We start from the raw sequence: 25,502 nt of genomic DNA on the forward strand, positions 1-25,502 counted from the left end.
ATGCGCTGCGCCACCCGGCACAACATTAAAGAGCAATGTGTATGTCTAAATCCGTACAGAGCAACAGCGCGGTTCTCGTTCACTTCACGCTGAAGCTGGATGACGGCTCCACGGCTGAATCCACCCGCAATAACGGCAAACCTGCCCTGTTTCGTCTCGGCGATACCTCCCTGTCTGAAGGTCTTGAGCAGCAGCTCCTGGGCCTGAAAGAGGGTGAGAAAAAAGCGTTCTCGCTGGAGCCGGATGCCGCGTTTGGCGTGCCAAGCCCGGACCTGATTCAGTATTTCTCGCGCCGCGAGTTTATGGACGCGGGCGAACCGGAAATCGGGGCGATTATGCTCTTTACCGCTATGGACGGCAGCGAAATGCCTGGCGTGATCCGCGAGATTAACGGCGACTCTATCACCGTTGACTTCAACCATCCGCTTGCCGGGCGTACCGTTCATTTTGATGTTGAAGTGCTGGAGATCGATCCGGCACTGGAGGCCTGAAATGCAGATCCTGTTGGCTAACCCGCGCGGCTTCTGCGCCGGTGTAGACCGCGCTATCAGCATTGTTGAAAACGCGCTGGAGATTTACGGCGCGCCGATTTACGTGCGTCATGAAGTGGTGCATAACCGCTACGTGGTCGACAGCCTGCGCGAGCGCGGTGCTATTTTCATCGAGCAGATCAGCGAAGTGCCGGACGGTGCGATCCTGATCTTCTCCGCGCACGGCGTCTCTCAGGCGGTGCGTAACGAAGCGAAAAGCCGCGATCTGACCGTATTCGATGCCACCTGTCCATTAGTGACAAAAGTGCATATGGAAGTGGCGCGCGCCAGCCGTCGCGGTGAAGAGTCGATTCTGATTGGTCACGCCGGTCACCCGGAAGTTGAAGGCACCATGGGCCAGTACAGCAACCCGGAAGGGGGAATGTACCTGGTGGAGTCGCCGGAAGATGTTCTGACGCTGAACGTGAAAAACGAAGCGCGTCTGTCGTTTATGACCCAGACCACGCTCTCCGTAGACGACACCTCAGACGTGATTGACGCCCTGCGCCAGCGCTTCCCGAAAATCGTCGGGCCGCGTAAGGATGATATCTGCTACGCCACCACTAACCGTCAGGAAGCGGTGCGCGCGCTGGCTGAACAGGCGGACGTGGTGCTGGTTGTCGGCTCTAAAAACTCCTCTAACTCCAACCGTCTGGCCGAACTGGCGCAGCGTATGGGGAAAGCGGCGTTTTTAATCGACGACGCGACGGACATCCAGGAAGCGTGGGTGAAAAATGCGGCCTGCGTTGGCGTTACCGCAGGCGCTTCCGCGCCGGATATCCTGGTGCAGAACGTGATTGCTCGTCTGCAGGAGCTGGGCGGGGGCGAAGCGGTTCCGCTGGAAGGACGCGAAGAGAATATCGTCTTCGAAGTGCCGAAAGAGCTGCGTATCGACGCTCGCGAAGTGGAATAATTTCTTTTCTGATGAAAGGCCAGCACCTCCTGTGCTGGCCTTTTTTTTGCTCCGGACTTTATCGTGACGACAAAATCATGTCTTTTACTGATATCTGAGTCGGTTTCACGTTAAATTCTAATTATTGGTGTTTTCAGTTGGCAGCCTTTACGAAGGCTGGTTAATCTGAAAACGGTTTACATCATTTTAACGTAAGAGAATAACTATGCATGATGCACAGATCCGTGTCGCCATTGCGGGCGCGGGTGGACGTATGGGTCGCCAGCTGATTCAGGCGGCAATACAAATGGATGGCGTGGCACTCGGCGCGGCGCTGGAGCGTGAAGGTTCATCCCTGCTGGGATCTGATGCGGGTGAACTGGCCGGCGCGGGCAAGACAGGTGTTACCGTTCAGAGCAGCCTTGATGCGGTGAAAGATGACTTTGACGTGTTCATCGACTTTACCCGTCCCGAAGGCACCCTGACTCACCTGGCGTTTTGCCGCCAGCACGGTAAAGGGATGGTGATTGGCACTACCGGCTTCGATGATGCGGGTAAACAGGCCATTCAGGATGCAGCCACCGACATTGCGATTGTCTTTGCAGCGAACTTTAGCGTAGGCGTTAATGTCATGCTGAAGCTGCTGGAAAAAGCGGCGAAGGTGATGGGCGACTACACCGACATTGAGATTATCGAAGCGCACCACCGCCATAAAGTTGATGCTCCATCAGGCACGGCGCTGGCGATGGGCGAAGCGATTGCTTATGCAATGGATAAAGATTTAAAAGACATCGCGGTCTATTCCCGTGAAGGGCATACCGGAGAACGCGTGCCGGGCACCATTGGTTTCGCAACCGTCCGGGCGGGCGATATCGTCGGCGAACACACGGCGATGTTCGCCGATATTGGCGAACGTGTTGAGATTACGCACAAAGCGTCAAGCCGCATGACGTTCGCCAATGGCGCAGTACGCTCCGCATTGTGGCTGAAAACGAAAGAAAAGGGTCTTTTTGATATGCGAGATGTGCTGGATCTCAACAATTTGTAAGCTTTATTACCCATCGTGATGTGGTTATTGCAGTCGTAATGTATTGATTGCATAGGGCAATAATTTATTGCCCTCTTATTTTATTTGTTTTAGATGGATTTTGATTGTTAATGGTCATAAATCTGAGTTTTATGCCATTATTATGTGAATTGAATGTAAATTTTGACCATTTGGTCCACTTTTTGTCGCTCTCGTCTCTTAATTTCCATAAAACCTACCGCGCAAGCGTTTTCCAGGATGATTTACCTGATCTTTTTGCCCGTTAAATCCTATTCAAGCTTCCAGTCCTGCAAAAGAATAAACAAAATATCCGTTTTAAGTTGACTTTTACCCACCAAATCTCCAGAATGCCGCCGTTTGCCAAAAATCCGCTGGCAACACATTTGCATTGATCTATGACATAGTCATGAATTAATATGCAAATAAAGTGAGTGAATATTCTCTGGAGGGTGTTTTGATTAAGTCAGCGCTATTGGTTCTGGAAGACGGAACCCAGTTTATCGGTCGGGCCATAGGGGCAACGGGTTCGGCGGTTGGGGAAGTCGTTTTCAATACTTCAATGACCGGTTATCAAGAAATCCTCACTGATCCTTCCTATTCTCGCCAAATCGTTACTCTTACTTATCCTCATATCGGCAATGTCGGCACCAATGCGGCTGACGAAGAATCCTCTCAGGTACATGCGCAAGGCCTGGTCATTCGCGACCTGCCGCTGATTGCCAGCAACTTCCGCAACACTGAAGACCTCTCTTCTTACCTGAAGCGCCATAACATCGTGGCGATTGCCGATATCGATACCCGTAAGTTAACGCGTCTGCTGCGCGAGAAGGGTGCACAGAACGGCTGCATCATCGCGGGTGATAACCTCGATGCGGCCCTGGCGCTGGAAAAAGCGAAAGCCTTCCCAGGCCTGAACGGCATGGACCTGGCGAAAGAAGTGACTACCGCCGAAGCCTACAGCTGGACGCAGGGGAGCTGGACGCTGGAAGGCGACCTGCCGGAAGCGAAAAAAGAGAGCGAACTGCCGTTCCACGTGGTGGCCTATGATTTTGGTGCCAAGCGCAACATTCTGCGCATGCTGGTTGACCGCGGCTGCCGCCTGACGGTGGTACCGGCGAAAACCTCCGCTGAAGAGGTGCTTAAGATGAACCCAGACGGCATCTTCCTCTCTAACGGCCCAGGCGACCCGGCACCGTGCGATTACGCTATCGACGCCATCAAGTCCTTCCTGGAAACCGACATCCCGGTATTCGGCATCTGCCTCGGCCATCAGCTGCTGGCGCTGGCGAGCGGTGCGAACACCGTCAAGATGAAGTTCGGCCACCACGGTGGTAACCACCCGGTGAAAGACATTGATAACAATACGGTGATGATTACCGCGCAGAACCACGGTTTCGCCGTCGATGAAGCCTCTATGCCGGCTAACCTGCGCGTGACGCACAAATCACTGTTCGATGGCACCCTGCAGGGTATCCACCGTACCGATAAGCCAGCGTTCAGCTTCCAGGGCCACCCGGAAGCCAGCCCGGGCCCGCACGACGCCGCGCCGCTGTTCGATCACTTCATCGAACTTATCGAGCAATACCGTAAGACCGCTAAATAATCAGGAGCCGAGAAGACCATGCCAAAACGTACAGACATAAAAAGCATCCTGATCCTTGGCGCTGGCCCGATCGTCATCGGCCAGGCCTGCGAATTCGACTACTCCGGCGCGCAGGCGTGTAAAGCGCTGCGCGAAGAGGGTTACCGCGTTATCCTGGTGAACTCTAACCCGGCGACCATCATGACCGACCCGGAAATGGCGGATGCAACCTACATCGAGCCGATTCACTGGGAAGTGGTGCGTAAAATCATTGAAAAAGAGCGCCCGGACGCGGTGCTGCCAACCATGGGCGGCCAGACGGCGCTAAACTGCGCGCTGGAGCTGGAGCGTCAGGGCGTGCTGGCTGAATTTGGCGTCACCATGATTGGTGCGACCGCCGACGCGATTGATAAAGCAGAAGACCGTCGCCGCTTCGACGTGGCGATGAAGAAAATCGGCCTCGACACCGCGCGCTCCGGTATTGCGCATAACATGGAAGAGGCGCTGGCCGTTGCGGCAGAAGTGGGCTATCCGTGCATCATCCGTCCATCGTTCACCATGGGCGGCACCGGTGGCGGTATCGCCTACAACCGCGAAGAGTTCGAAGAGATTTGCGAGCGCGGTCTGGATCTCTCCCCAACCAAAGAGCTGCTGATTGATGAATCGCTGATTGGCTGGAAAGAGTACGAGATGGAAGTGGTGCGTGATAAAAACGACAACTGCATCATCGTCTGCTCCATCGAAAACTTCGATGCGATGGGTATCCACACCGGCGACTCCATCACCGTTGCGCCAGCCCAGACGCTGACCGACAAAGAGTATCAAATCATGCGTAACGCCTCGATGGCGGTACTGCGTGAAATCGGCGTGGAAACCGGCGGCTCTAACGTGCAGTTCTCCGTTAACCCGAAAACCGGCCGCCTGATTGTTATCGAAATGAACCCGCGCGTGTCCCGCTCCTCCGCGCTGGCCTCCAAAGCCACCGGCTTCCCGATTGCGAAAGTGGCGGCGAAGCTGGCAGTGGGTTACACCCTCGACGAGCTGATGAACGACATCACCGGTGGCCGCACGCCTGCGTCCTTCGAGCCGTCCATCGACTACGTTGTGACTAAAATTCCTCGCTTTAACTTCGAGAAATTCGCGGGCGCGAACGACCGTCTGACGACCCAGATGAAATCTGTGGGTGAAGTGATGGCGATTGGCCGCACGCAGCAGGAATCCCTGCAAAAAGCGCTGCGCGGTCTGGAAGTGGGCGCCACCGGCTTTGACCCGAAAGTGAGCCTGGACGACCCTGAAGCGCTGACCAAAATCCGCCGCGAGCTGAAAGACGCGGGCGCAGAGCGTATCTGGTACATCGCCGATGCCTTCCGCGCGGGCCTGTCCGTCGACGGCGTATTTAACCTGACCAACATCGACCGCTGGTTCCTGGTGCAGATTGAAGAGCTGGTGCGTCTGGAAGAGAAAGTGGCGGAGCTGGGCATCAACGGCCTGGACGCAGACTTCCTGCGCATGCTGAAGCGTAAAGGCTTCGCCGATGCGCGTCTGGCTAAACTGGCGGGCGTGCGTGAAGCGGAAATCCGCAAGCTGCGCGACCAGTATGACCTGCACCCGGTTTACAAGCGCGTGGACACCTGCGCGGCCGAGTTCTCGACCGATACCGCGTACATGTACTCCACCTATGAAGACGAGTGCGAAGCGAATCCGTCCGTCGACCGCGACAAGATTATGGTGCTGGGCGGCGGTCCAAACCGTATCGGCCAGGGCATTGAGTTCGACTACTGCTGCGTGCACGCCTCGCTGGCGCTGCGCGAAGACGGGTACGAGACCATCATGGTCAACTGTAACCCGGAAACCGTTTCTACCGACTACGACACCTCCGATCGCCTCTACTTCGAGCCGGTTACCCTGGAAGACGTGCTGGAAATCGTGCGCATCGAGAAGCCAAAAGGCGTTATCGTGCAGTACGGCGGTCAGACCCCGCTGAAGCTGGCGCGCGCGCTGGAAGCGGCGGGCGTACCGGTTATCGGTACCAGCCCGGACGCGATTGACCGTGCCGAAGACCGCGAGCGTTTCCAGCAGGCGGTTGACCGTCTGAAGCTGAAGCAGCCGGCGAACGCCACAGTGACGGCCATCGAACAGGCCGTTGAGAAGGCGAAAGAGATTGGCTACCCGCTGGTGGTGCGTCCGTCCTACGTCCTGGGCGGCCGCGCGATGGAAATCGTCTACGACGAAGCCGACCTGCGTCGCTACTTCCAGACGGCGGTGAGCGTCTCCAACGATGCGCCAGTGCTGCTCGACCGCTTCCTCGACGACGCGGTTGAAGTGGACGTGGATGCCATCTGCGACGGCGAAATGGTGCTGATTGGCGGCATCATGGAGCACATCGAGCAGGCGGGCGTGCACTCCGGCGACTCCGCCTGTTCTCTGCCAGCGTACACCCTGAGCCAGGAAATTCAGGACGTGATGCGCCAGCAGGTGCAGAAGCTGGCCTTCGAGCTGCAGGTTCGCGGCCTGATGAACGTCCAGTTTGCGGTGAAAGACAACGAAGTTTATCTGATTGAAGTCAACCCGCGTGCGGCGCGTACCGTACCGTTCGTCTCTAAAGCCACCGGTATTCCGCTGGCGAAAGTGGCGGCGCGCGTGATGGCCGGCCAGACGCTGGCTCAGCAGGGCGTGACAAAAGAGATCATCCCGCCGTATTACTCGGTGAAAGAAGTGGTGCTGCCATTCAACAAATTCCCGGGCGTTGACCCGCTGTTAGGGCCTGAAATGCGCTCAACCGGGGAAGTGATGGGCGTGGGCCGCACCTTCGCAGAAGCGTTTGCCAAGGCGCAGCTGGGCAGTAGCTCCACCATGAGAAAATCGGGCCGTGCGCTGCTCTCCGTTCGCGAAGGCGATAAAGAGCGCGTGGTTGACCTGGCCGCCAAGCTGCTGAAACAGGGCTTCGAGCTGGACGCGACCCACGGTACGGCGATTGTGTTGGGTGAAGCCGGGATCAACCCGCGTCTGGTGAACAAGGTGCATGAAGGCCGTCCGCACATTCAGGATCGTATCAAGAATGGCGAATATACCTACATCATCAACACCACCGCAGGACGCCAGGCGATTGAAGACTCCAAGCTGATTCGCCGCAGCGCGCTGCAGTACAAAGTGCACTACGACACCACCCTGAACGGCGGTTTCGCAACAGCGATGGCGCTGAATGCGGATGCTACCGAGAAGGTGATTTCGGTTCAGGAAATGCACGCGCAGATTAGCAAGTAACCCCCATTGCCCGGTACCGTTCGGTTACCGGGCAATTTCCCCATCTTAAGAACCTTCTGGTTTTTCATCCGCTTTCAGTCAGTTAGCCTAAAATAGTTAGGTCGATAACGAAAATTCAACTGAGAGCAGGGGAAAACACCATGCAAAATAAATTACTGATCGCTTCCGTTCTGGCTGCCACCGCAATGTTTACCGTCGCGGGCTGTTCGTCCAATCAGGCCGTAAAAACCACCGATGGCAAAACGATTGTCACCGACGGGAAACCGCAGGTGGATGACGATACCGGCCTGGTGTCGTACAAAAACGCCGAAACCGGTCAAACTGAACAGATTAATCGCGACCAGGTGAAATCCATGGGCGAGCTGGATAACTAATTCAGAATTCTGGCGTAAGCCCGTCAATAATATTCACTATTAGCCTGTTGAATTACTGACTACACTCTTTTGTTAAAAGAAGGCAGTAACAACAGGCTAATCAATGATTCTTATAATTTATGCCCATCCCTATCCGCAGCACTCGCATGCGAATAAGCGGATGCTTGAGCAGGCAAGGACGCTGGATAACGTAGAGATACGTTCCCTCTATCAACTCTATCCCGATTTTAATATCGATATCGCCGCCGAACAGGAGGCGCTCACCCGTGCCGATCTGATTATCTGGCAACATCCTATGCAGTGGTACAGTACGCCGCCGCTCCTGAAACTGTGGATCGATAAAGTCTTCTCCCACGGCTGGGCTTACGGCCACAACGGCCATGCGCTAAAAGGCAAAAGCCTGATGTGGGCGGTTACCACCGGCGGTGGGGAAAGCCACTTTGATATTGGTACCTTCCCGGGGTTTGACGTCCTGGCGCAGCCGCTGCAGGCTACGGCGCTTTACTGCGGGCTGAACTGGCTCCCGCCTTTTGCGATGCATTGCACCTTTGTTTGCGACGATGAAACGCTGCAGGCGCAGGCTCGACATTATAAACAACGCTTGCTTGAGTGGCAGGAGACGCATCATGGATAGCCATACGCTGATACAGGCGCTGATTTATCTCGGCGCGGCGGCGCTGATTGTGCCGGTGGCGGTACGTCTGGGGCTGGGGTCGGTTCTCGGCTACCTGATTGCGGGCTGCGTCATTGGGCCCTGGGGCTTTCGACTGGTAACGGATGCGGAGGCGATCCTCCATTTCGCTGAAATTGGCGTCGTGCTGATGCTGTTTGTGATTGGTCTGGAGCTGGATCCGCAGAGGTTATGGAAACTTCGCGCCTCGGTATTTGGCGGAGGCGCGCTGCAGATGGTGGCCTGCGGCCTGCTGCTCGGTGGGTTCTGCATCCTGTTGGGCATGGACTGGAAAGTAGCGGAGCTTATCGGCATGACGCTGGCGCTCTCCTCGACGGCCATCGCCATGCAGGCGATGAACGAGCGAAATCTGACGGTCTCGCAGATGGGACGCAGCGCGTTCTCGGTGCTGCTGTTCCAGGATATCGCCGCTATTCCGCTGGTGGCGATGATCCCGTTGCTGGCGGCAAGCGGCTCATCCACGACGCTGGGGGCGTTTGCGCTGTCGGCATTAAAAGTCGTGGGGGCGCTGGCGCTGGTGGTCCTGCTTGGCCGCTACGTGACCCGCCCGTTACTGCGGTTTGTTGCCCGTTCAGGCCTGCGAGAAGTGTTCAGCGCCGTGGCGCTGTTCCTGGTGTTTGGCTTTGGTTTGCTGCTGGAGGAAGCCGGACTGTCGATGGCGATGGGGGCGTTCCTTGCAGGCGTTCTGCTGGCGAGCTCTGAATATCGTCACGCCCTGGAAAGCGATATCGAGCCGTTCAAAGGGCTGCTGCTGGGGCTGTTTTTCATCGGCGTGGGGATGTCCGTCGACTTCGGCACGCTGGTCACGCACCCGCTGCGGATCGTCATCCTGCTCGTCGGTTTCCTGGTGATTAAAATGGTGATGCTGTGGCTGATTGCGCGTCCATTGAAGGTGCCGAACAAGCAGCGCCGCTGGTTTGCCGTACTGCTGGGTCAGGGGAGCGAATTTGCATTCGTGGTCTTTGGTGCCGCGCAGATGGCAAACGTGCTCGATCCCGAGTGGGCGAAAGCGCTGACGCTGGCGGTCGCGCTGTCGATGGCGGCAACGCCTGTTCTACTGGTGGTGCTGACGCGTCTGGAAAAATCAGGCAGCGAGCAGGAGCGCGAAGCCGACGAGATCGATGAGGAGCAGCCGCGCGTCATCATCGCCGGATTTGGTCGCTACGGGCAGATCGTCGGGCGTTTACTGCTGTCAAGCGGGGTGAAAATGGTGATTCTCGATCACGATCCTGACCATGTCGATACCCTGCGTAAATTTGATATGAAGGTGTTTTACGGCGATGCGACTCGCGTCGATCTGCTGGAATCCGCCGGTGCGGCAAAAGCCGAGGTATTGATTAACGCCATTGACGATCCTGAGACCAGCATGCAGATGGTGGAGCTGGTAAAAGAGCATTTTCCGGGGCTGACCATTATCTCCCGCGCGCGCGATGTGGATCATTACATCCGGCTGCGTCAGGCGGGCGTAGAGGCGCCGGAGCGTGAAACGTTCGAAGGCGCGCTGAAGTCTGGCCGCCTGGCGCTGGAGAATCTGGGGCTCGGCGCGTATGAAGCGCGCGAACGTGCGGACCTGTTCCGCCGCTTTAACACCGGGATGGTGGAAGAGATGGCGGCGATGGCCGGCAGTACGGCCACGGAGCGTGCGGCGGTGTTTAAACGCACCAGCGCCATGCTGACAGAAATCATTAACGAGGACCGCAATCACCTGTCGCTGATCCAACGTCATGGCTGGCAGGGCACGGAAGAGGGCAAGCATACCGGCGATCCGGCTGACGAGCCCGAGAGTAAACCTTCCGCGTGAAGTGGAGTTGCCAGCAATAATAAAAAATTTCTCTATCTTTACTCTGCCGCCAGTCGACGAAAGATTAAGCTTTCCGTATAGTGGCGGCAATTTTTTGCATCCGGGAAATTTTCAATGATCAGTCTGATTGCAGCGCTGGCGGTGGACCGCGTTATCGGTATGGAAAATGCCATGCCGTGGAACCTGCCTGCCGATCTCGCATGGTTTAAACGTACTACGTTAAACAAGCCGGTAGTGATGGGCCGCCTGACCTGGGAGTCGATTGGTCGTCCATTGCCGGGCCGTAAGAATATCGTTATCAGTAGCCAGCCGGGCACTGACGATCGCGTCGAATGGGTTAAGTCCGTTGATGAAGCGATTGCCGCCTGCGGTGACGCCGAAGAGATCATGGTGATCGGCGGCGGCCGCGTGTATGAGCAGTTCCTGCCAAAAGCGCAGAAGCTGTATCTGACCCACATTGATGCGGAAGTGGAAGGGGACACCCATTTCCCGGATTACGATCCGGACGAGTGGGAATCGGTATTCAGCGAGTTCCACGACGCGGATGCACAGAACTCCCACAGCTACTGCTTCGAGATTCTGGAACGTCGTTAAGTGATGTCCCTCTCCCGCCCGGGAGAGGGAATGATTCAGGAGGCAACGGCCTCACTTTCCCCTAAGTCCAGCTGTCGGTTGGACGGCTGAACAAAGTAAGTTTTATCTTCCCAGCGTAAGCAGGTCAATTCTCCCCCCCAGCAGCATCCGGTATCCAGACCGTAGATCCCGTCCGGCGTGCCTTTTCCTTCCAGCGCAGCCCAGTGGCCAAAGACGACGTTGTACTCGCTTGTCACAGGTCCAGGAATGGCAAACCACGGTTTGAGCGGGGCAGGCGCGCTTTCCGGCGTCTCTTTGGAATACATGTCCAGCTGCCCGTTCGGGAAGCAGAAACGCATGCGCGTAAAAGCGTTGGTAATAAAACGCAGGCGGGCCAGACCGCTGAGATCCTCGCTCCAGTGATTCGGCATATCGCCGTACATGGCATCAAGGAAGAAGGGGTACGAGTCGCTCGCCAGCACCGCCTCAACGTCACGCGCGCAGGTTTTAGCCGTCTCAAGATCCCATTGCGGGGTGATCCCGGCATGAGCCATGACCAGCTTTTTCTCCTCATCGACCTGCAGTAAAGGCTGGCGGCGCAGCCAGTTAATCAGTTCATCCGCGTCTGGCGCATCCAGCAGGGGAGAGAGGCGATCTTTAGGTTTGTTGCGGCTGATCCCGGCAAATACGGCCAACAGGTGAAGATCGTGATTGCCCAGCACCATGCGCACGCTGTCGCCCAGAGATTTGACGAAACGTAAAACCTCAAGCGAGCCCGGGCCACGCGCGACTAAATCGCCCGTCAGCCAGAGCGTGTCCTGTCCTGGCGTAAAGTCGACCTGTTTTAACAATGCGATCAGTTCATCGTAGCAACCGTGAACGTCGCCAATCAGATATGTAGACATTAGATTAATGAATGAGTGTGGTTACGGCGAGACGGAACACAGGAATAGCAACGCGGAACACATTGCCATCGACGTCGACCATTTCATAATGGCCTTGCATGGTACCCAGCGGCGTTTCAATTACCGCGCCGCTGGTGTACTGATACTCTTCGCCAGGGGCGATGTGGGGCTGTTCACCGACCACTCCTTCACCCTGAACTTCAATTTCGCGGCCATTGCCGTTGGTGATAAGCCAGTAGCGCCCGCGCAGCTGCACGGGCATCCGCCCCAGATTGCGAATGGTCACGGTGTAAGCAAAGACAAAACGCTCTTCATCCGGCGAGGATTGCGATTCAACATAGACGCTTTGTACATGGACACATACGCGGGGCGAATCAATCATGGCTTAACTCTCCTTCGGCGGCGCATTTTCGCTGATGTAATTAGCCAGCTTGCAGTACTGCTCTACGGAAATGTTTTCCGCACGCATTGCCGGGTCGATCCCCAGCTCTGCTAACACCTCAACGGTAAACGAATTGCTCAGACTGTTACGGATCGTTTTACGGCGCTGGTTAAAGGCTTCCGTGGTGATGCGGCTCAGTACGCGCAGATCTTTAACCGGATACGGTTTCGTTTTGTGCGGCACAAGGCGCACAACCGCAGAATCTACTTTCGGTGGCGGCGTGAACGCTGATGGCGGTACTTCGAGTACCGGGATCACGTTGCAGTAATATTGTGCCATCACGCTTAAACGACCATACGCTTTACTGTTCGGCCCTGCAACCAGACGGTTAACAACCTCTTTTTGCAACATGAAGTGCATGTCGGCAATGGCATCAGTATAGCTAAAGAGGTGGAACATTAGCGGCGTGGAGATGTTATACGGCAGGTTGCCGAACACGCGCAGCGGCTGGCCCATTTTTTCCGACAGTTCGCCAAAGTTCATGGTCATGGCATCCTGCTGATAGATGGTCAGCTTTGGTCCGAGGAACGGGTGCGTTTGCAGGCGTGCGGCCAGGTCGCGGTCCAGTTCGATAACGGTCAGCTCGTCGAGGCGTTCGCCTACCGGCTCGGTCAGTGCGGCAAGGCCCGGGCCGATTTCGACCATAGCCTGACCCTTCTGCGGATTAATAGCAGAGACGATGCTGTCGATCACGAACTGATCGTTGAGAAAGTTTTGCCCGAAGCGTTTACGGGCTAAGTGGCCCTGATGGACTCGATTAGTCATTGAGTATTAACAATCATTTTGATGGCGAGATTAAGCGCCGTAATAAAACTGCCGACATCCGCTTTCCCCTGGCCTGCCAGATCCAGCGCAGTGCCGTGGTCAACGGACGTTCGAATAAAGGGTAAACCGAGGGTGATATTCACCCCGCGGCCAAAGCCCTGGTATTTTAGCACGGGCAGACCCTGATCGTGGTACATCGCGAGGACGGCGTCGGCATTATCCAGGTATTTTGGCTGGAAAAGGGTGTCCGCAGGCAGCGGCCCGCTGAGATTCATCCCTTTGGCGCGCATTTCTTCAAGCACCGGAATAATGGTGTCGATCTCTTCGGTGCCCATGTGACCCCCTTCACCCGCGTGCGGATTCAGGCCGCAGACCAGAACGTGCGGCCGCTTGATGCCGAACTTCGTTTGCAGGTCGTGATGCAGGATCTCGATGATCTCCCGCAGCAGTTCCGGGGTGATGGCATCAGGAATGGCCTTGATCGGTAGATGGGTGGTCACGAGAGCAACGCGCATCGCTTCCGTCGCCAGCATCATCACCACTTTCGGGCTGTGCGAGCGCTCTTCGAAAAACTCGGTATGCCCGGTAAAAGGGATGCCCGCTTCGTTGATGACGCCCTTATGCACGGGGCCGGTGATCAGAGCGGCAAATTCGCCCTTCAGGCAACCGTCGCAGGCGCGGGCAAGGGTTTCCACGACGTAGTGGCCATTTTCCGTGCTGAGCTTGCCTGGAACAACGGGTGTACGAAGGGGAACAGAAAGAAGAGTGAGCGTACCGGCCTGCTGTGGTGCGGGCTGTTGGCCTTCAACGTAAGGGATGAGCGTTAAGGGCAGACCGAGCAGATTTGCCCGGTCTTGTAACAGTGTTGCATCCGCGCAGACAACCAATTCTACTGGCCAGCTGCGCTGGGCGAGCTGGACAACGAGGTCAGGCCCAATCCCGGCAGGTTCGCCGGGAGTGATAACAACACGATGCTGTTTCATTAGTTGCTCAGGACTTTCACGTAAGCACTGGCGCGCTGTTCCTGCATCCAGGTTGCCGCTTCTTCGGAGAACTTACGGTTAAACAGCATACGGTAGGCTCTGTCTTTCTGCGCCGCATCCGTTTTGTCCACGTTGCGGGTGTCCATCAGCTCGATCAGATGCCAGCCAAATGAAGAGTGAACCGGGGCACTGATCTGGCCTTTATTCAGCTTCATCAGCGCATCGCGGAAGGCAGGATCGTAAATGTCCGCAGCCGCCCAGCCCAGATCGCCGCCCTGGTTCGCAGAGCCAGGATCCTGAGAGAACTCTTTCGCTGCATTGGCAAACGACGTTTTACCGCTCTTAATATCTGCGGCAATTTGCTCCAGCTTCGCACGCGCCTGATCGTCAGTCATGATCGGTGACGGCTTCAGCAGAATGTGGCGAGCGTGAACTTCAGTCACGGAGATATTCTGGCTCTGACCGCGCAGATCGTTCACTTTCAGAATGTGGAAGCCCACCCCTGAACGGATTGGACCGACGATATCGCCTTTCTTCGCCGTGCTCAGCGCCTGAGCAAAGATAGATGGCAGCTCCTGGATACGTCCCCAGCCCATCTGGCCGCCTTTCAGGGCCTGTTGGTCAGCAGAGTAGGTGATAGCCAGCTTGCCAAAGTCGCCGCCGTTACGCGCCTGATCGACAATTGAACGTGCCTGACTTTCTGCTTCAGCAGCCTGATCTGACGTTGGGTTCTCTGGCAGTGGGATCAGAATGTGGCTCAGGTTCAGCTCTGTGCTCGCATCGTTCTGGTTGCCCACCTGTTTTGCCAGCGCATCCACTTCCTGAGGCAGGATGGTAACGCGGCGACGGACTTCATTATTACGCACTTCCGAGATCAGCATCTCTTTACGGATCTGGTTACGGTAGGTAGCGTAGCTGATGCCGTCATAGGCCAGACGGCTGCGCATCTGGTCCGGCGACATGTTGTTCTGCTTTGCAATGTTAGCGATAGCCTGATCGAGCTGCTCGTCAGTCACCTTCACGCCCATTTTCTGACCCATCTGCAGGATAATCTGATCCATGATCAGACGCTCCAGGATCTGGTGGCGCAGCGTGGCGTCATCCGGAAGTTGCTGACCCGCTTCGCCCGAATTGAGCTTCACGGATTTCATCAGACCATCAACGTCACTTTCGAGCACGACGCCGTTGTTAACGACAGCGGCGACCTTATCAACAACCTGGGGGGCCGCGAAGCTGGTATTCGCAACCATAGCGACACCAAGCAGCAGCGTTTTCCAGTTCTTCATACTTTTTCCATTTCAATTAACCGCAAAGCGGATTACGTTGTAAATCAAGCACATTACAAAGAACTACTGTACGGCAGAATGTTCGAACGCAGCATCTGATGTGTGCCCAGGCCGTAGTTGGAGCTCAGGCCGCGCAGTTCGACATTAAAGCCAATCACGTTATCGTATTTGCTCTGATTGTTTACAGTGTCCCAGCCGTTAAGCTTACGCTCGTAACCGACGCGCAGCGCGTAACAGCAGGAGTTATATTGCAGACCAACCATCTGGTCCGCTGGCTTATTCGCGTTGGTGTCAAAGTAGTAAGCGCCTACGATTGACCAGCGGTCGGCGATAGGCCAGCTTGCTGCACCACCAACCTGCGAGATGCCGTCTTTATACTGTTCTGCGCCTGCATAAGAAGGCAATGTTGCCTGAATATATTCCGGGCTGGCATAACGATACGTCAACTGTACCATGCGGTCTTCATCGCGACGGTACTCAATAGCGGCACTGCTTGTGGCGATATTATCGAGGCGAGTGTCATATTGCACACCACCACGCAGGCCCCAACGGTCAGTCATGCGCCAGTACGTGTCTCCCGCCCAAACCAGCGAGCCCGTTTTGTTGTCCTTCTCCCAGTTAATGTTGTCATCACCGGTACGTGACTCGGTGAAATAGTAGATTTGACCAACAGAAACGTTAAAACGTTCAACGGCGGCATCATCATAAACGCGTGTTGTGACGCCGGTCGTTAACTGGTTAGCGGATGCGATACGGTCCAGACCGCCGTAAGTACGATCGCGGAACAGGCCGCTGTAGTCAGACTGCAGTAAAGACGAGTCGTAGTTCTGAATCTTGCTCTGATCGCGGTACGGTACGTACAAATACTGCATACGTGGCTCAAGCGTCTGGGTATAACCATCCGCCAGCAGGCCCATATCACGCTCGAAGATCAGCTTCCCGTCCATTTTGAACTGCGGGAGCGTTCGGTTAACCGACTCTTCCAGATGCGCATTCTTCGTGGTGTTGTAATTATCAATATTTTTTTGCTGATAGTGCGTCGCCATCAGCTTGGCTTCGGTATTCAGGCTTGCCCAGTCGTTAGACCACGGCAGATTGATCGTCGGCTCCAGGTGAACACGCGTAGCTTCTGGCATGTCCGAATCCGTGTTCACGAAATGTACCGCCTGAGCGTAAACCCGGGTGTCGAATGGACCTACATTATTCTGATACCAGTTAACGTCCAGCTGCGGCTCTGCACCATAGGTAGGCGTGGACTGGTCAGAGAATACCTGGAACTGCTTGGTTGAGACGGTTGCATCAAAGTTCTGCACCGCATAGCCTACGCTGAACTTCTGCGTGGCATAGCCATCCGTGCTCGAACCGTATTTAGACGAGAAGTCGTTAAAATAAGATGAGTCGCTAACTTTGGTATAGTCAACGTTAAAGCGCCACACCTGATCCATCACTCCGGCATGCTGCCAGTAGAATAGCCAGCGGTGTTTATCGCCTTCTGTAGGGTGCTCATCCTGGAAGACCTTATCCGACGGCAGATAATCCAGCTCCATCAGGCCAGCACCGGCCTGAGTCAGATAGCGGAACTCGTTTTCCCACATGATGTTGCCGCGCTTGTGGATATAATGCGGCGTGATCGTGGCGTCCATGTTGGGCGCGATGTTCCAGTAATACGGCAGGTAGAACTCAAAGTAGTTCGAGGTGCTGTATTTGGCATTCGGGATCAGGAAGCCCGAGCGACGCTTGTCACCCACGGGAAGCTGGAGATAAGGGCTGTAGAATACCGGCACCGGACCCAGCTTAAAGCGTGCGTTCCAGATCTCTGCGACCTGCTCTTCACGGTCATGGATAACTTCGCTCCCGACCACGCTCCAGGTATTTGAACCCGGCAGACATGATGTAAAGGAGCCATTCTCCAGAATCGTATAGCGGTTTTCACCGCGCTGTTTCATCAGGTCCGCTTTACCGCGTCCCTGGCGACCCACCATCTGGTAATCACCTTCCCAGACGTTAGTATCTTTGGTATTCAGGTTTGACCAGGCTTTCGGACCTTTCAGGATGACCTGATTGTCGTCATAGTGCACATTACCCAGCGCATCCACCGTTCGTACCGGCTCGACCGCGCCTTCCGGCTGCTTCTGGTGCAACTGCACTTCATCAGCCTGCAGGCGGCTATTGCCCTGGTTAATATCCACATTGCCCGTAAACGTGGCATTGTCAGGATAAGTACCTTTGGAGCTATCGGCAGTAATGGTTACCGGCAAGCTATTTGTATCGCCCTCCACCAGTGGGCGATTATAACTTGGGACGCCAAGCATACACTGCGAGGCGAGATCGGCCGCCAGCCCCTGTTGACTGTACAGGGCGGAGCCAATCATTGTGGCCAGGAGGGTGGGGATACGTTTTTTCATACGTTATATTTTATTGTTCCGTCATCAGTGGCTACGGCTTACAAACGCTCAGAGACTATCTTACTCATCAGCGCAGTACCAGCGTTAATCCTGCCCGTTTGCGCGCCAGAGTGTTAGGCTCGCTATCGAATGACGAGTATGATAAAGCAAATTATAGGCGATGTCCTTCAATTGACCGTGGCTTGAACACTGTGATGATGACGTTGCGTCGGCAGGGAATATGACTATCCGGGGAGTATATGCAGTATTGGGGTAAAATAATCGGCGTTGCGTTCGCCATCATCATGGGTGCCGGGTTCTGGGGAATTGTGCTTGGGCTTATCATTGGCCATATGTTTGATAAGGCACGCAGCCGTAAAATGGCCTGGTTTGCCAATCAGCGCGAGCGCCAGTCGCTCTTTTTCTCCACCACCTTTGAGGTCATGGGGCACTTAACCAAATCCAAAGGCCGCGTGACCGAAGCGGATATTCAGATTGCCAGCGTTTTTATGGATCGCATGAACCTGCATGGTGAGTCCCGCCTGGCGGCGCAGAATGCGTTTCGCATCGGTAAATCGGATAACTATCCGCTGCGTGAAAAGATGCGCCAGTTCCGCGGCATCTGCTTCGGACGTTTTGATTTAATTCGGATGTTTCTGGAAATCCAAATCCAGGCGGCGTTTGCCGACGGCTCGCTTCACCCCAATGAACGCGATGTCCTGTACGTTATTGCGGAAGAACTGGGTATCTCCCGTATGCAGTTTGACCAGTTCCTGCGCATGATGCAGGGCGGCGCCCAGTTTGGCGGCGGCTATCACCAGCAGTCTTCCGGCGGTGCATGGCAGCAGGCGCAGCGTGGCCCGACGCTGGAAGATGCCTGCAACGTGCTTGGCGTGAAGCCCACGGACGATCAAACCACGATTAAACGTGCCTACCGTAAGCTGATGAGCGAGCATCATCCTGACAAGCTGGTGGCGAAAGGTTTACCGCCGGAAATGATGGAGATGGCGAAGCAAAAAGCGCAGGAAATCCAGAAGGCGTACGAGCTCATTAAAGAGAAGAAAGGTTTCAAATAAGAAAAAGCCCGACAATGTCGGGCTTTTTTTTCAGAAGTCCACCGGGGCTTTAAACATCATCGCGTTACCGAAAGTAGGGTGGGTGATGGTGAGCGTTTGCGCATGGAGCTGCAGGCGTGGCGCTAACGCCAGGGCCTCTGGCGGGGCGTAGAAGCGGTCACCCAGAATCGGGTGACCCAGCGCAAGCATATGCACGCGCAGCTGGTGTGAACGTCCGGTAATCGGCTTAAGCAGGACGCGCGCGGTGTTATCCGGCGCGTACTCCAGCACTTCATATTCGGTTTGCGCGGCCTTGCCGGTTTCATAACACACCTTCTGCTTTGGCCTGTTCGGCCAGTCGCAAATCAGCGGTAAATCCACCAGCCCTTCCGCCTGCGCCGGGTGGCCCCAGACGCGGGCAACATACTGCTTCTTCGGCTCGCGCTCGCGGAACTGACGCTTCAGCTCGCGCTCCGCCGCTTTATTCAGCGCCACCACAATCACGCCGCTGGTGGCCATGTCCAGGCGATGGACGGACTCGGCCTGCGGATAATCGCGCTGAATGCGCGTCATCACGCTGTCCTTGTGCTCATCCAGACGGCCCGGCACGGACAACAGGCCGCTCGGCTTGTTGACCACCATAATGTGTTCATCCTGATACAGAATGACCAGCCAGGGATCCTGCGGCGGATTATACGGCTCCATCACCATCTTGCGCTCCGTTTACTGATGCGTCACAACGATAAGACGCAGGGCGTCGAGACGCCATCCCGCCTGATTCAGGCTTTCCAGCACCTGCTGACGGTTGCTTTCAATTGCCGCCAGTTCGTCGTCGCGGATGTTCGGGTTGACCGCTTTTAACGCTTCCAGACGGGACAGCTCGGCAGACAGTTTCTCGTCGGCTTCATTGCGCGCGGCGTCAATCAGGTCTCGGGCCGCTTTTTCGATCTGGATTTCGCCCTGCTGGAGAATGGCGTGCACGTCCTGCTGCACCGCGTTCACCAGCTTGCTGCCGGTATGGCGGTTCACCGCGCTCAGCTGGCGGTTGAAGCTTTCGAACTCCACCTGTCCTGCCAGGTTCGTACCGTTTTTATCCAGCAGCAAACGCACCGGCGTTGGCGGCAGGAAGCGGTTGAGCTGAAGCTGTTTCGGCGCCTGTGCTTCCACAACATAGATCAGCTCCAGCAGCAGCGTGCCTACGGGCAGCGCCTTGTTTTTCAACAGGGAGATGGTGCTGCTGCCGGTATCACCGGAGAGGATCAGATCCAGCCCGTTGCGGATCAGCGGGTGTTCCCAGGTGATGAACTGAGCATCTTCGCGGGACAGCGCCACGTCACGCTCGAATGTGATGGTACAGCCATCTTCCGGCAGACCCGGGAAATCGGGCACCAGCATGTGGTCTGACGGGGTTAACACGATCAGGTTCTCGCCACGATCGTCCTGGTTAATCCCGACAATGTCGAACAGGTTCATGGAGAAGCCGATCAGGCTGGTGTCGTCATCTTGTTCTTCAATGCTCTCGGCAAGCGCCTGCGCTTTTTCGCCACCGTTGGAGTGGATCTCCAGCAGGCGGTCGCGCCCCTGTTCAAGCTGCGCCTTCAGCGCTTCATGTTTCTCGCGGCAGGATTTAATCAGATCGTCAAAACCGTCGGTATTTTCCGGAGCGGCCAGGTAACCGATCAGATCGCCATGCACCTGGTCATAAATGGTGCGGCCCGTCGGGCAGGTATGCTCAAACGCATCCAGACCTTCGTGGAACCAGCGCACCAGCACGGACTGAGCGGTTTTTTCCAGGTACGGCACGTGGATCTGAATATCATGCGCCTGGCCGATACGATCCAGACGGCCGATACGCTGCTCCAGCAGATCCGGGTTGAACGGCAGATCGAACATCACCAGATTGCTGGCGAACTGGAAGTTACGCCCTTCAGAACCGATTTCGGAGCACAGCATCACCTGCGCGCCGCTGTCCTCTTCACTGAACCACGCCGCCGCGCGGTCGCGCTCGACGATGGACATGCCTTCGTGGAACACGGCGGCACGAATGCCTTCGCGCTCGCGCAGAACCTGTTCCAGCTGCAGCGCGGTGGCAGCTTTGGCGCAGATCACCAGCACTTTCTGGGAGCGGTGCGCGGTCAGGTAGCCCATCAGCCACTCCACGCGCGGGTCGAAGTTCCACCAGGTGCCGGTATCGCCTTCAAATTCCTGATAAATCTGTTCCGGGTAGAGCATGTCACGCGCGCGCTCTTCCTGAGTTTTGCGCGCGCCCATAATGCCGGAGACTTTAATCGCCGTCTGATACTGCGTCGGCAGCGGGAGCTTGATGGTGTGCAGTTCGCGTTTTGGGAACCCTTTCACGCCGTTACGGGTGTTGCGGAACAGCACGCGGCTGGTGCCGTGACGGTCCATCAGCATGTCGATCAGCTCTTTACGCGCGGATCCCGCATTCTCGCTGTCGCTGTTCGCAGCCTGCAGAAGCGGCTCGATATCCTGCTCGCCAATCAGATCGCTCAGGGTGTTGAGTTCATCGTTTGAGAGACGTTTACCCGCCAGCAGCAGCGCGACGGCATCCGCAACTGGACGGTAGTTGTTCTGCTCTTCCACGAACTGAGCGAAGTCGTGGAAACGGTTTGGATCGAGCAGGCGCAGACGGGCGAAGTGACTTTCCAGACCGAGCTGCTCCGGCGTTGCGGTCAGCAGCAGGACGCCGGGCACGCGCTCGGCAAGCTGTTCAATCGCCATATATTCGCGGCTTGGGGCATCTTCGCTCCACACCAGGTGGTGCGCTTCGTCGACGACCATCAGGTCCCATTCGGCATCGCACAGATGCTCAAGGCGCTGCTTGCTGCGGCGCACGAAATCCAGCGAGCAGATCACCAGCTGTTCGGTTTCAAACGGGTTGTCCGCGTCGTGCTGCGCTTCGGCATAGCGCTCGTCGTCGAACAGGGAGAAGCGCAGGTTAAAGCGGCGCAGCATCTCCACCAGCCACTGGTGCTGGAGGGTTTCAGGCACGACAATCAGCACGCGCTCGGCAGCGCCAGAGAGCAATTGCTGGTGCAGGATCATGCCCGCTTCGATGGTTTTACCCAGGCCCACTTCGTCAGCAAGCAGCACGCGGGGCGCATGGCGACGGCCCACATCATGGGCGATATTCAGCTGGTGGGGGATCAGGCTGGTGCGCTGGCCGCGCAGGCCGCTCCACGGCATGCGGTACTGTTCGCTCTGGAACTTACGCGCGCGGTAGCGCAGGGAGAAGCGATCCATACGGTCGATTTGCCCGGCAAACAGGCGGTCCTGCGGCTTGCTGAACACCAGTTTGCTGTCGAGCAGTACTTCACGCAGGATGACGTTCGTCTCTTCGGTATCAAGACGCGTTCCGATGTAGGCGAGCAGTCCATTCTCTTCTTTTACGTCTTCAACCTTTAGCTGCCAGCCTTCGTGGCTGGTCACGGTGTCGCCCGGATTGAACATTACGCGGGTCACAGGGGAGTCATTGCGGGCGTACAGGCGGTTTTCACCGGTAGCAGGGAAGAGGAGGGTAACCATGCGTGCATCAACGGCAACGACGGTTCCTAATCCAAGTTCGCTTTCTGTATCGCTGATCCAGCGTTGACCAAGTGTAAAAGGCATAGTTGTTCGGCTCTAATCTTTAATTGCAGGCAATAGTTCGACCCCCGTCAAAAAAGACGGTCATCGAAAAATGGGTCCGGGAATGGAAAGGGCGCTATGGTACTGGATGGCAGCCATTTCGTCACGCGTCAAAATAGGCCAAGTTGCCCTGTCACAAGTGTAGCAAAATCGTCGTCGATGAACGGTAAAATTCCCTCCGCAACCGGCTGAAGCTGGCGTGTCAGGTAGTGATCGTAATCGAGAGGCGACTGCTGGTAATCAACGGGCTCCGGCCCGTTCGTTGTCCAGACGTATTTTATCGTCCCCCGGTTCTGATACTGTGGCGCGCGGCCCCGGCGTACATTCTCTTCGTCCGCCAGGCGCGCGGCGCGCACGTGGGGCGGGACGTTGCGCTGGTACTCCGCCAGCGGGCGGCGCAGGCGCTTGCGATACACCAGCTGGTCATCCAGCTCGCCGGCCATCAGGCTGGCGATGGTTTCGCGGATGTAGTCCTGATAGGGCTCGTTGCGGAAGATACGCAGATAGAGCGTCTGCTGGAACTGCTGGGCCAGCGGCGTCCAGTCAGTGCGCACCGTCTCCAGGCCTTTAAAGACCATTCTCTGCTTTTCACCCTCCTGGATCAGCCCGGCGTAGCGCTTCTTGCTGCCCTGGTCAGTACCGCGGATGGTGGGCATTAAAAAGCGGGCATAATGGGTTTCAAATTCCAGTTCTAATGCGCTGGTTAACCGCTCTTTTTGCAAATGTTCCTGCCACCAGTCGTTTACGAAGGCCACCAGTTCTTTGCCGATCTGTGAGGCGTCGTCTTCTGAATGTGCGCCCTTAAGCCACACAAAGGTTGAATCCGTGTCGCCGTAGATAACGTCATAGCCCCGGGATTCAATCAGCGCTTTGGTCTGACGCATGATGTCGTGTCCGCGCATGGTGATGGACGACGCCAGACGCGGATCGAAGAAGCGGCAGGCGCTGGTACCCAGCACGCCGTAGAAAGCGTTCATAATAATTTTCAGGGCCTGCGAGAGCGGCTTGTTGCCATGACGTTTCGCCTCGTCGCGGCCGTGCCAGATGTTCCCCACAATCTCCGGCAGACAATGTTTTTCGCGCGAGAAGCGTGCCCCGAGAAAACCTTCGGTGCTGTGCGCGTCGTCTGGCTGCGCCATCCCCTCCACCAGCCCCACCGGGTCAATAAGGAAAGTGCGGATAATTGACGGGTAGAGGCTTTTGTAGTCCAGCACCAGAACCGAATCATACAGTCCTGGGCGGGAGTCCATCACGTAGCCGCCGGGGCTGGCCTGCGGCGGTACGTCCCCGAGGTTGGGCGCAACATAGCCCGCACGGTGCATTCGTGGGAAATAGAGGTGGCTAAAGGCGGCTACCGAGCCGCCGTGCCTGTCAGCCGCGAGGCCATTTACCGTCGCACGCTCCAGCAGGAACGGCATGATCTCGGTTTTGTGGAATATCTGCGTCACCAGCTCGCAGTCTTTCAGGTTATAGGTAGCGAGCGCCGGTTTGTCTTCGTTGAAGCGCCGGTCAATCTCGTCCATGCGGTCCCACGGATTGTCGATGGATTTGCCTTCACCGAGCAATTCCTGCGCTACCGCTTCCAGAGAGAAGGAGGAGAAATTCCAGAACGCGGATTTCAGCGCCTCGATGCCGTCGATAATCAGGCGGCCGTTGGCCTGCGCAAAGAACACACCGTTCTTAAAGCCGTGCTCGCGCCACTCCAGCTCCGTATTGCCGCGCCCGAGCATCAGTGGGATGCGATACCGCTCTGCGTGTTTTTGCAGCACGCGCAGGTCAAACTGCACCACGTTCCAGCCGATCAGCACGTCCGGGTCGTGCTCGGCAAACCACTGGTTAAGCTTCTCCAGCAGCTGCGGTCGGCTGTTGACGTACTCAAGCTGAAAATCGAGCGCGGACGCATCGCCGTTCGGCGGCCCGAGCATATAGACAACCCGCTGCCCGCAGCCTTCCAGGCCGATGCAGTACAGTTCGCCGTGGCGGGTGGTTTCGATATCCAGGGAAACCCACTTTAGCGGGGGGCGATAATGCGGATTAGGCTTCAGGCGAGCGTTGATAAGGGTGCCGTTTTGCTCAGCGCCGTCAACCCAGACGGGGGCGGTAATAAACCGCTCCATCAGAAAGCGTTCCGGCGGACGAATGTCCGCTTCGTAGAGCGTCACGCCCGCTTCGCGCAGCAGTTTTTCGTAGCGCATCAGCTGGCGATGGGCGCGGCAGTAAAGGCCATACACCGGCTGACGATGGAAATCTTTTAGCTCAAGAGGCGTGAGGCGCCAGCCGTTCTCATCGCGCAGCAGTTGTTTTACCTTCTCGACGTAATGTTCAGGGATAAACGCCACGGATTCCTGAGGAGGAAGCGTAACGTGCAGCGGGCCGTTATCTGTCGCCAGCCAGAACGCAACCTCGGTGCCCTGAGGGGTATCCCGCCAGTGTCGGGTCAGTAAAAAGCCTTCTTGCGCCTGTGCCACGCCGTTATCCCAAAAACAAAACCAGGCCTGATTATAGCCTGGTTGAATGTTTTATGCTGGGGATATATACAGTTTATTGTCCGTAATAGGCCTTCGCGCCGTGCTTGCGTAGGTAGTGTTTATCCAGCAGGGTTTGCTGCATATCCGGCAACTGCGGTGCCAGCTGGCGGCAGAAGATCCCCATGTAGGCGATTTCCTCCAGCACTATTGCGTTATGCACCGCGTCTTGCGCGTTTTTACCCCAGGCAAACGGGCCGTGGGAATGCACCAGTACGCCGGGCATTTGCGCCGCGTCGATCCCCTTTTTTTCAAAGGTTTCGACGATCACGTTCCCGGTTTCCCATTCGTACTCACCGTTAATCTCCGCATCGGTCATCAGACGCGTGCAGGGAATGGTGCCGTAAAAGTAGTCCGCGTGGGTGGTGCCGGTGGCCGGAATAGACTGGCCCGCCTGCGCCCAGATGGTCGCGTGACGCGAATGGGTATGCACGATGCCGCCGATAGTCGGGAAGGACTGATACAGCAGACGGTGGGTGGGCGTATCGGACGACGGTTTTTTGTTACCTTCCACCACTTCACCCGTTTCGATGCTGACCACGACCATATCCTCTGCGGTCATCACCGTGTAATCCACGCCCGAAGGCTTGATCACGAATACCCCTTTTTCCCGGTCAACGGCGCTGACGTTGCCCCAGGTCAGGGTCACCAGGTTATGTTTTGGCAGCGCCAGGTTGGCTTCAAGTACCTGACGTTTGAGATCTTCTAACATCGTTGTCTCCCTGCCCGGCGAGCGCAGCGCCACCGGGCATTA

20 protein-coding genes are annotated in these 25,502 nt (G+C 56.4%); 10 read left to right on the forward strand and 10 right to left on the reverse strand.

All coding sequences use genetic code 11. The features are described 5' to 3' along the window. The first annotated feature begins 41 nt into the window (after positions 1-41). The 9 genes from fkpB to folA all read left to right on the forward strand — a co-directional run bounded on the left by fkpB (position 42) and on the right by folA (position 10,776). A complete protein-coding gene (fkpB, locus tag IM271_RS07855) occupies positions 42-491 on the forward strand; it encodes an FKBP-type peptidyl-prolyl cis-trans isomerase (protein ID WP_003856450.1) in 450 nt (149 codons plus the stop codon). A gap of 1 nt (position 492) precedes the next feature. Further along, entirely contained in the window at positions 493-1,443 is a 951-nt protein-coding gene (ispH, locus tag IM271_RS07860; protein ID WP_028015471.1) for a 4-hydroxy-3-methylbut-2-enyl diphosphate reductase, read from the forward strand. Positions 1,444-1,648: 205 nt separating this feature from the next. After that, the gene (gene dapB / locus IM271_RS07865) at positions 1,649-2,470 is read left to right on the forward strand and encodes a 4-hydroxy-tetrahydrodipicolinate reductase (RefSeq protein ID WP_048999028.1); all 822 of its coding nucleotides are present in this window, start codon (positions 1,649-1,651) and stop codon (positions 2,468-2,470) included. A 454-nt stretch (positions 2,471-2,924) separates the two neighbouring features. Then, positions 2,925-4,073 carry a glutamine-hydrolyzing carbamoyl-phosphate synthase small subunit gene (gene carA, locus IM271_RS07870; RefSeq protein WP_047363427.1) on the forward strand — a complete coding sequence of 383 codons (1,149 nt, stop codon included), beginning with the start codon at positions 2,925-2,927 and terminating at the stop codon, positions 4,071-4,073. Positions 4,074-4,091: 18 nt separating this feature from the next. Next, positions 4,092-7,316, forward strand: coding sequence for a carbamoyl-phosphate synthase large subunit (gene carB, locus IM271_RS07875; RefSeq protein WP_008502028.1), 3,225 nt, complete (start codon positions 4,092-4,094; stop codon positions 7,314-7,316). 140 nt (positions 7,317-7,456) lie between these two features. Then, positions 7,457-7,690, forward strand: a complete 234-nt coding sequence (locus IM271_RS07880; protein WP_003856439.1) for a YgdI/YgdR family lipoprotein — start codon at positions 7,457-7,459, stop codon at positions 7,688-7,690. A 103-nt stretch (positions 7,691-7,793) separates the two neighbouring features. After that, positions 7,794-8,324 carry a glutathione-regulated potassium-efflux system oxidoreductase KefF gene (gene kefF / locus IM271_RS07885; protein ID WP_193052418.1) on the forward strand — a complete coding sequence of 177 codons (531 nt, stop codon included), beginning with the start codon at positions 7,794-7,796 and terminating at the stop codon, positions 8,322-8,324. Further along, complete coding sequence (kefC, locus tag IM271_RS07890; RefSeq protein WP_048999031.1) at positions 8,317-10,182, forward strand: glutathione-regulated potassium-efflux system protein KefC; 1,866 nt, start codon at positions 8,317-8,319, stop codon at positions 10,180-10,182. The genes kefF and kefC overlap by 8 nt, the downstream gene beginning before the upstream one ends. 114 nt (positions 10,183-10,296) lie before the next feature. Next, positions 10,297-10,776 (forward strand): type 3 dihydrofolate reductase, encoded by a 480-nt coding sequence (gene folA, locus IM271_RS07895; RefSeq protein ID WP_006173915.1) that lies wholly within the window; start codon positions 10,297-10,299, stop codon positions 10,774-10,776. A gap of 35 nt (positions 10,777-10,811) precedes the next feature. Here folA and apaH read toward each other — a convergent pair whose 3' ends face one another. From apaH to lptD, 6 genes are read right to left on the reverse strand one after another with little or no spacing between them, the layout of a single operon-like run. Further along, on the reverse strand, positions 10,812-11,660 hold the full coding sequence (gene apaH, locus IM271_RS07900; RefSeq protein WP_028015478.1) for a bis(5'-nucleosyl)-tetraphosphatase (symmetrical) ApaH: 849 nt from the start codon (positions 11,658-11,660) through the stop codon (positions 10,812-10,814). 4 nt (positions 11,661-11,664) lie between these two features. Continuing rightward, entirely contained in the window at positions 11,665-12,042 is a 378-nt protein-coding gene (apaG, locus tag IM271_RS07905; RefSeq protein WP_014882505.1) for a Co2+/Mg2+ efflux protein ApaG, read from the reverse strand. A 3-nt stretch (positions 12,043-12,045) separates the two neighbouring features. Further along, positions 12,046-12,867: a 16S rRNA (adenine(1518)-N(6)/adenine(1519)-N(6))-dimethyltransferase RsmA gene (rsmA, locus tag IM271_RS07910; RefSeq protein ID WP_028015479.1), complete on the reverse strand. Its 822-nt coding sequence runs from the start codon at positions 12,865-12,867 to the stop codon at positions 12,046-12,048. Next, positions 12,864-13,850 (reverse strand): 4-hydroxythreonine-4-phosphate dehydrogenase PdxA, encoded by a 987-nt coding sequence (gene pdxA, locus IM271_RS07915; protein WP_193052419.1) that lies wholly within the window; start codon positions 13,848-13,850, stop codon positions 12,864-12,866. The genes rsmA and pdxA overlap by 4 nt, the downstream gene beginning before the upstream one ends. Continuing rightward, positions 13,850-15,136: a peptidylprolyl isomerase SurA gene (gene surA, locus IM271_RS07920; RefSeq protein WP_028015481.1), complete on the reverse strand. Its 1,287-nt coding sequence runs from the start codon at positions 15,134-15,136 to the stop codon at positions 13,850-13,852. Before surA ends, pdxA begins: the two co-directional genes overlap by 1 nt. Before the next feature lie 53 nt (positions 15,137-15,189). Continuing rightward, entirely contained in the window at positions 15,190-17,541 is a 2,352-nt protein-coding gene (lptD, locus tag IM271_RS07925; RefSeq protein WP_047367310.1) for an LPS assembly protein LptD, read from the reverse strand. A gap of 239 nt (positions 17,542-17,780) precedes the next feature. On the opposite strand from lptD, the gene djlA reads away from it, so the two are divergent. Beyond that, positions 17,781-18,596 (forward strand): co-chaperone DjlA, encoded by an 816-nt coding sequence (djlA, locus tag IM271_RS07930; RefSeq protein WP_192971599.1) that lies wholly within the window; start codon positions 17,781-17,783, stop codon positions 18,594-18,596. A 30-nt stretch (positions 18,597-18,626) separates the two neighbouring features. Here the strand turns inward: djlA and rluA are convergent, their stop codons facing one another. The 4 genes from rluA to araD form a co-directional block, all read right to left on the reverse strand. After that, on the reverse strand, positions 18,627-19,286 hold the full coding sequence (rluA, locus tag IM271_RS07935; protein ID WP_193052420.1) for a bifunctional tRNA pseudouridine(32) synthase/23S rRNA pseudouridine(746) synthase RluA: 660 nt from the start codon (positions 19,284-19,286) through the stop codon (positions 18,627-18,629). A gap of 12 nt (positions 19,287-19,298) precedes the next feature. Beyond that, positions 19,299-22,205, reverse strand: a complete 2,907-nt coding sequence (gene rapA / locus IM271_RS07940; protein WP_028015485.1) for an RNA polymerase-associated protein RapA — start codon at positions 22,203-22,205, stop codon at positions 19,299-19,301. A gap of 128 nt (positions 22,206-22,333) precedes the next feature. Then, positions 22,334-24,691, reverse strand: a complete 2,358-nt coding sequence (gene polB, locus IM271_RS07945; RefSeq protein ID WP_193052421.1) for a DNA polymerase II — start codon at positions 24,689-24,691, stop codon at positions 22,334-22,336. Positions 24,692-24,764: 73 nt separating this feature from the next. Then, on the reverse strand, positions 24,765-25,460 hold the full coding sequence (gene araD, locus IM271_RS07950; protein ID WP_192971601.1) for an L-ribulose-5-phosphate 4-epimerase: 696 nt from the start codon (positions 25,458-25,460) through the stop codon (positions 24,765-24,767). Positions 25,461-25,502 lie beyond the last annotated feature (42 nt).

The organism is Enterobacter cloacae complex sp. I3 (assembly GCF_014896175.1).
Lineage (GTDB): Bacteria > Pseudomonadota > Gammaproteobacteria > Enterobacterales > Enterobacteriaceae > Enterobacter > Enterobacter bugandensis.

Coding starts and splice junctions, on each gene's coding strand:
- carB (WP_008502028.1), top strand. CDS start 4,092: ATGCCAAAACGTACAGACATAAAAAGCATCCTGATCCTTGGCGCTGGC.
- ispH (WP_028015471.1), top strand. CDS start 493: ATGCAGATCCTGTTGGCTAACCCGCGCGGCTTCTGCGCCGGTGTAGAC.
- lptD (WP_047367310.1), bottom strand. CDS start 17,541: ATGAAAAAACGTATCCCCACCCTCCTGGCCACAATGATTGGCTCCGCC.
- apaG (WP_014882505.1), bottom strand. CDS start 12,042: ATGATTGATTCGCCCCGCGTATGTGTCCATGTACAAAGCGTCTATGTT.
- rsmA (WP_028015479.1), bottom strand. CDS start 12,867: ATGACTAATCGAGTCCATCAGGGCCACTTAGCCCGTAAACGCTTCGGG.
- pdxA (WP_193052419.1), bottom strand. CDS start 13,850: ATGAAACAGCATCGTGTTGTTATCACTCCCGGCGAACCTGCCGGGATT.
- rapA (WP_028015485.1), bottom strand. CDS start 22,205: ATGCCTTTTACACTTGGTCAACGCTGGATCAGCGATACAGAAAGCGAA.
- djlA (WP_192971599.1), top strand. CDS start 17,781: ATGCAGTATTGGGGTAAAATAATCGGCGTTGCGTTCGCCATCATCATG.
- kefC (WP_048999031.1), top strand. CDS start 8,317: ATGGATAGCCATACGCTGATACAGGCGCTGATTTATCTCGGCGCGGCG.
- fkpB (WP_003856450.1), top strand. CDS start 42: ATGTCTAAATCCGTACAGAGCAACAGCGCGGTTCTCGTTCACTTCACG.
- araD (WP_192971601.1), bottom strand. CDS start 25,460: ATGTTAGAAGATCTCAAACGTCAGGTACTTGAAGCCAACCTGGCGCTG.
- dapB (WP_048999028.1), top strand. CDS start 1,649: ATGCATGATGCACAGATCCGTGTCGCCATTGCGGGCGCGGGTGGACGT.
- apaH (WP_028015478.1), bottom strand. CDS start 11,660: ATGTCTACATATCTGATTGGCGACGTTCACGGTTGCTACGATGAACTG.
- IM271_RS07880 (WP_003856439.1), top strand. CDS start 7,457: ATGCAAAATAAATTACTGATCGCTTCCGTTCTGGCTGCCACCGCAATG.
- kefF (WP_193052418.1), top strand. CDS start 7,794: ATGATTCTTATAATTTATGCCCATCCCTATCCGCAGCACTCGCATGCG.
- surA (WP_028015481.1), bottom strand. CDS start 15,136: ATGAAGAACTGGAAAACGCTGCTGCTTGGTGTCGCTATGGTTGCGAAT.
- folA (WP_006173915.1), top strand. CDS start 10,297: ATGATCAGTCTGATTGCAGCGCTGGCGGTGGACCGCGTTATCGGTATG.
- rluA (WP_193052420.1), bottom strand. CDS start 19,286: ATGGTGATGGAGCCGTATAATCCGCCGCAGGATCCCTGGCTGGTCATT.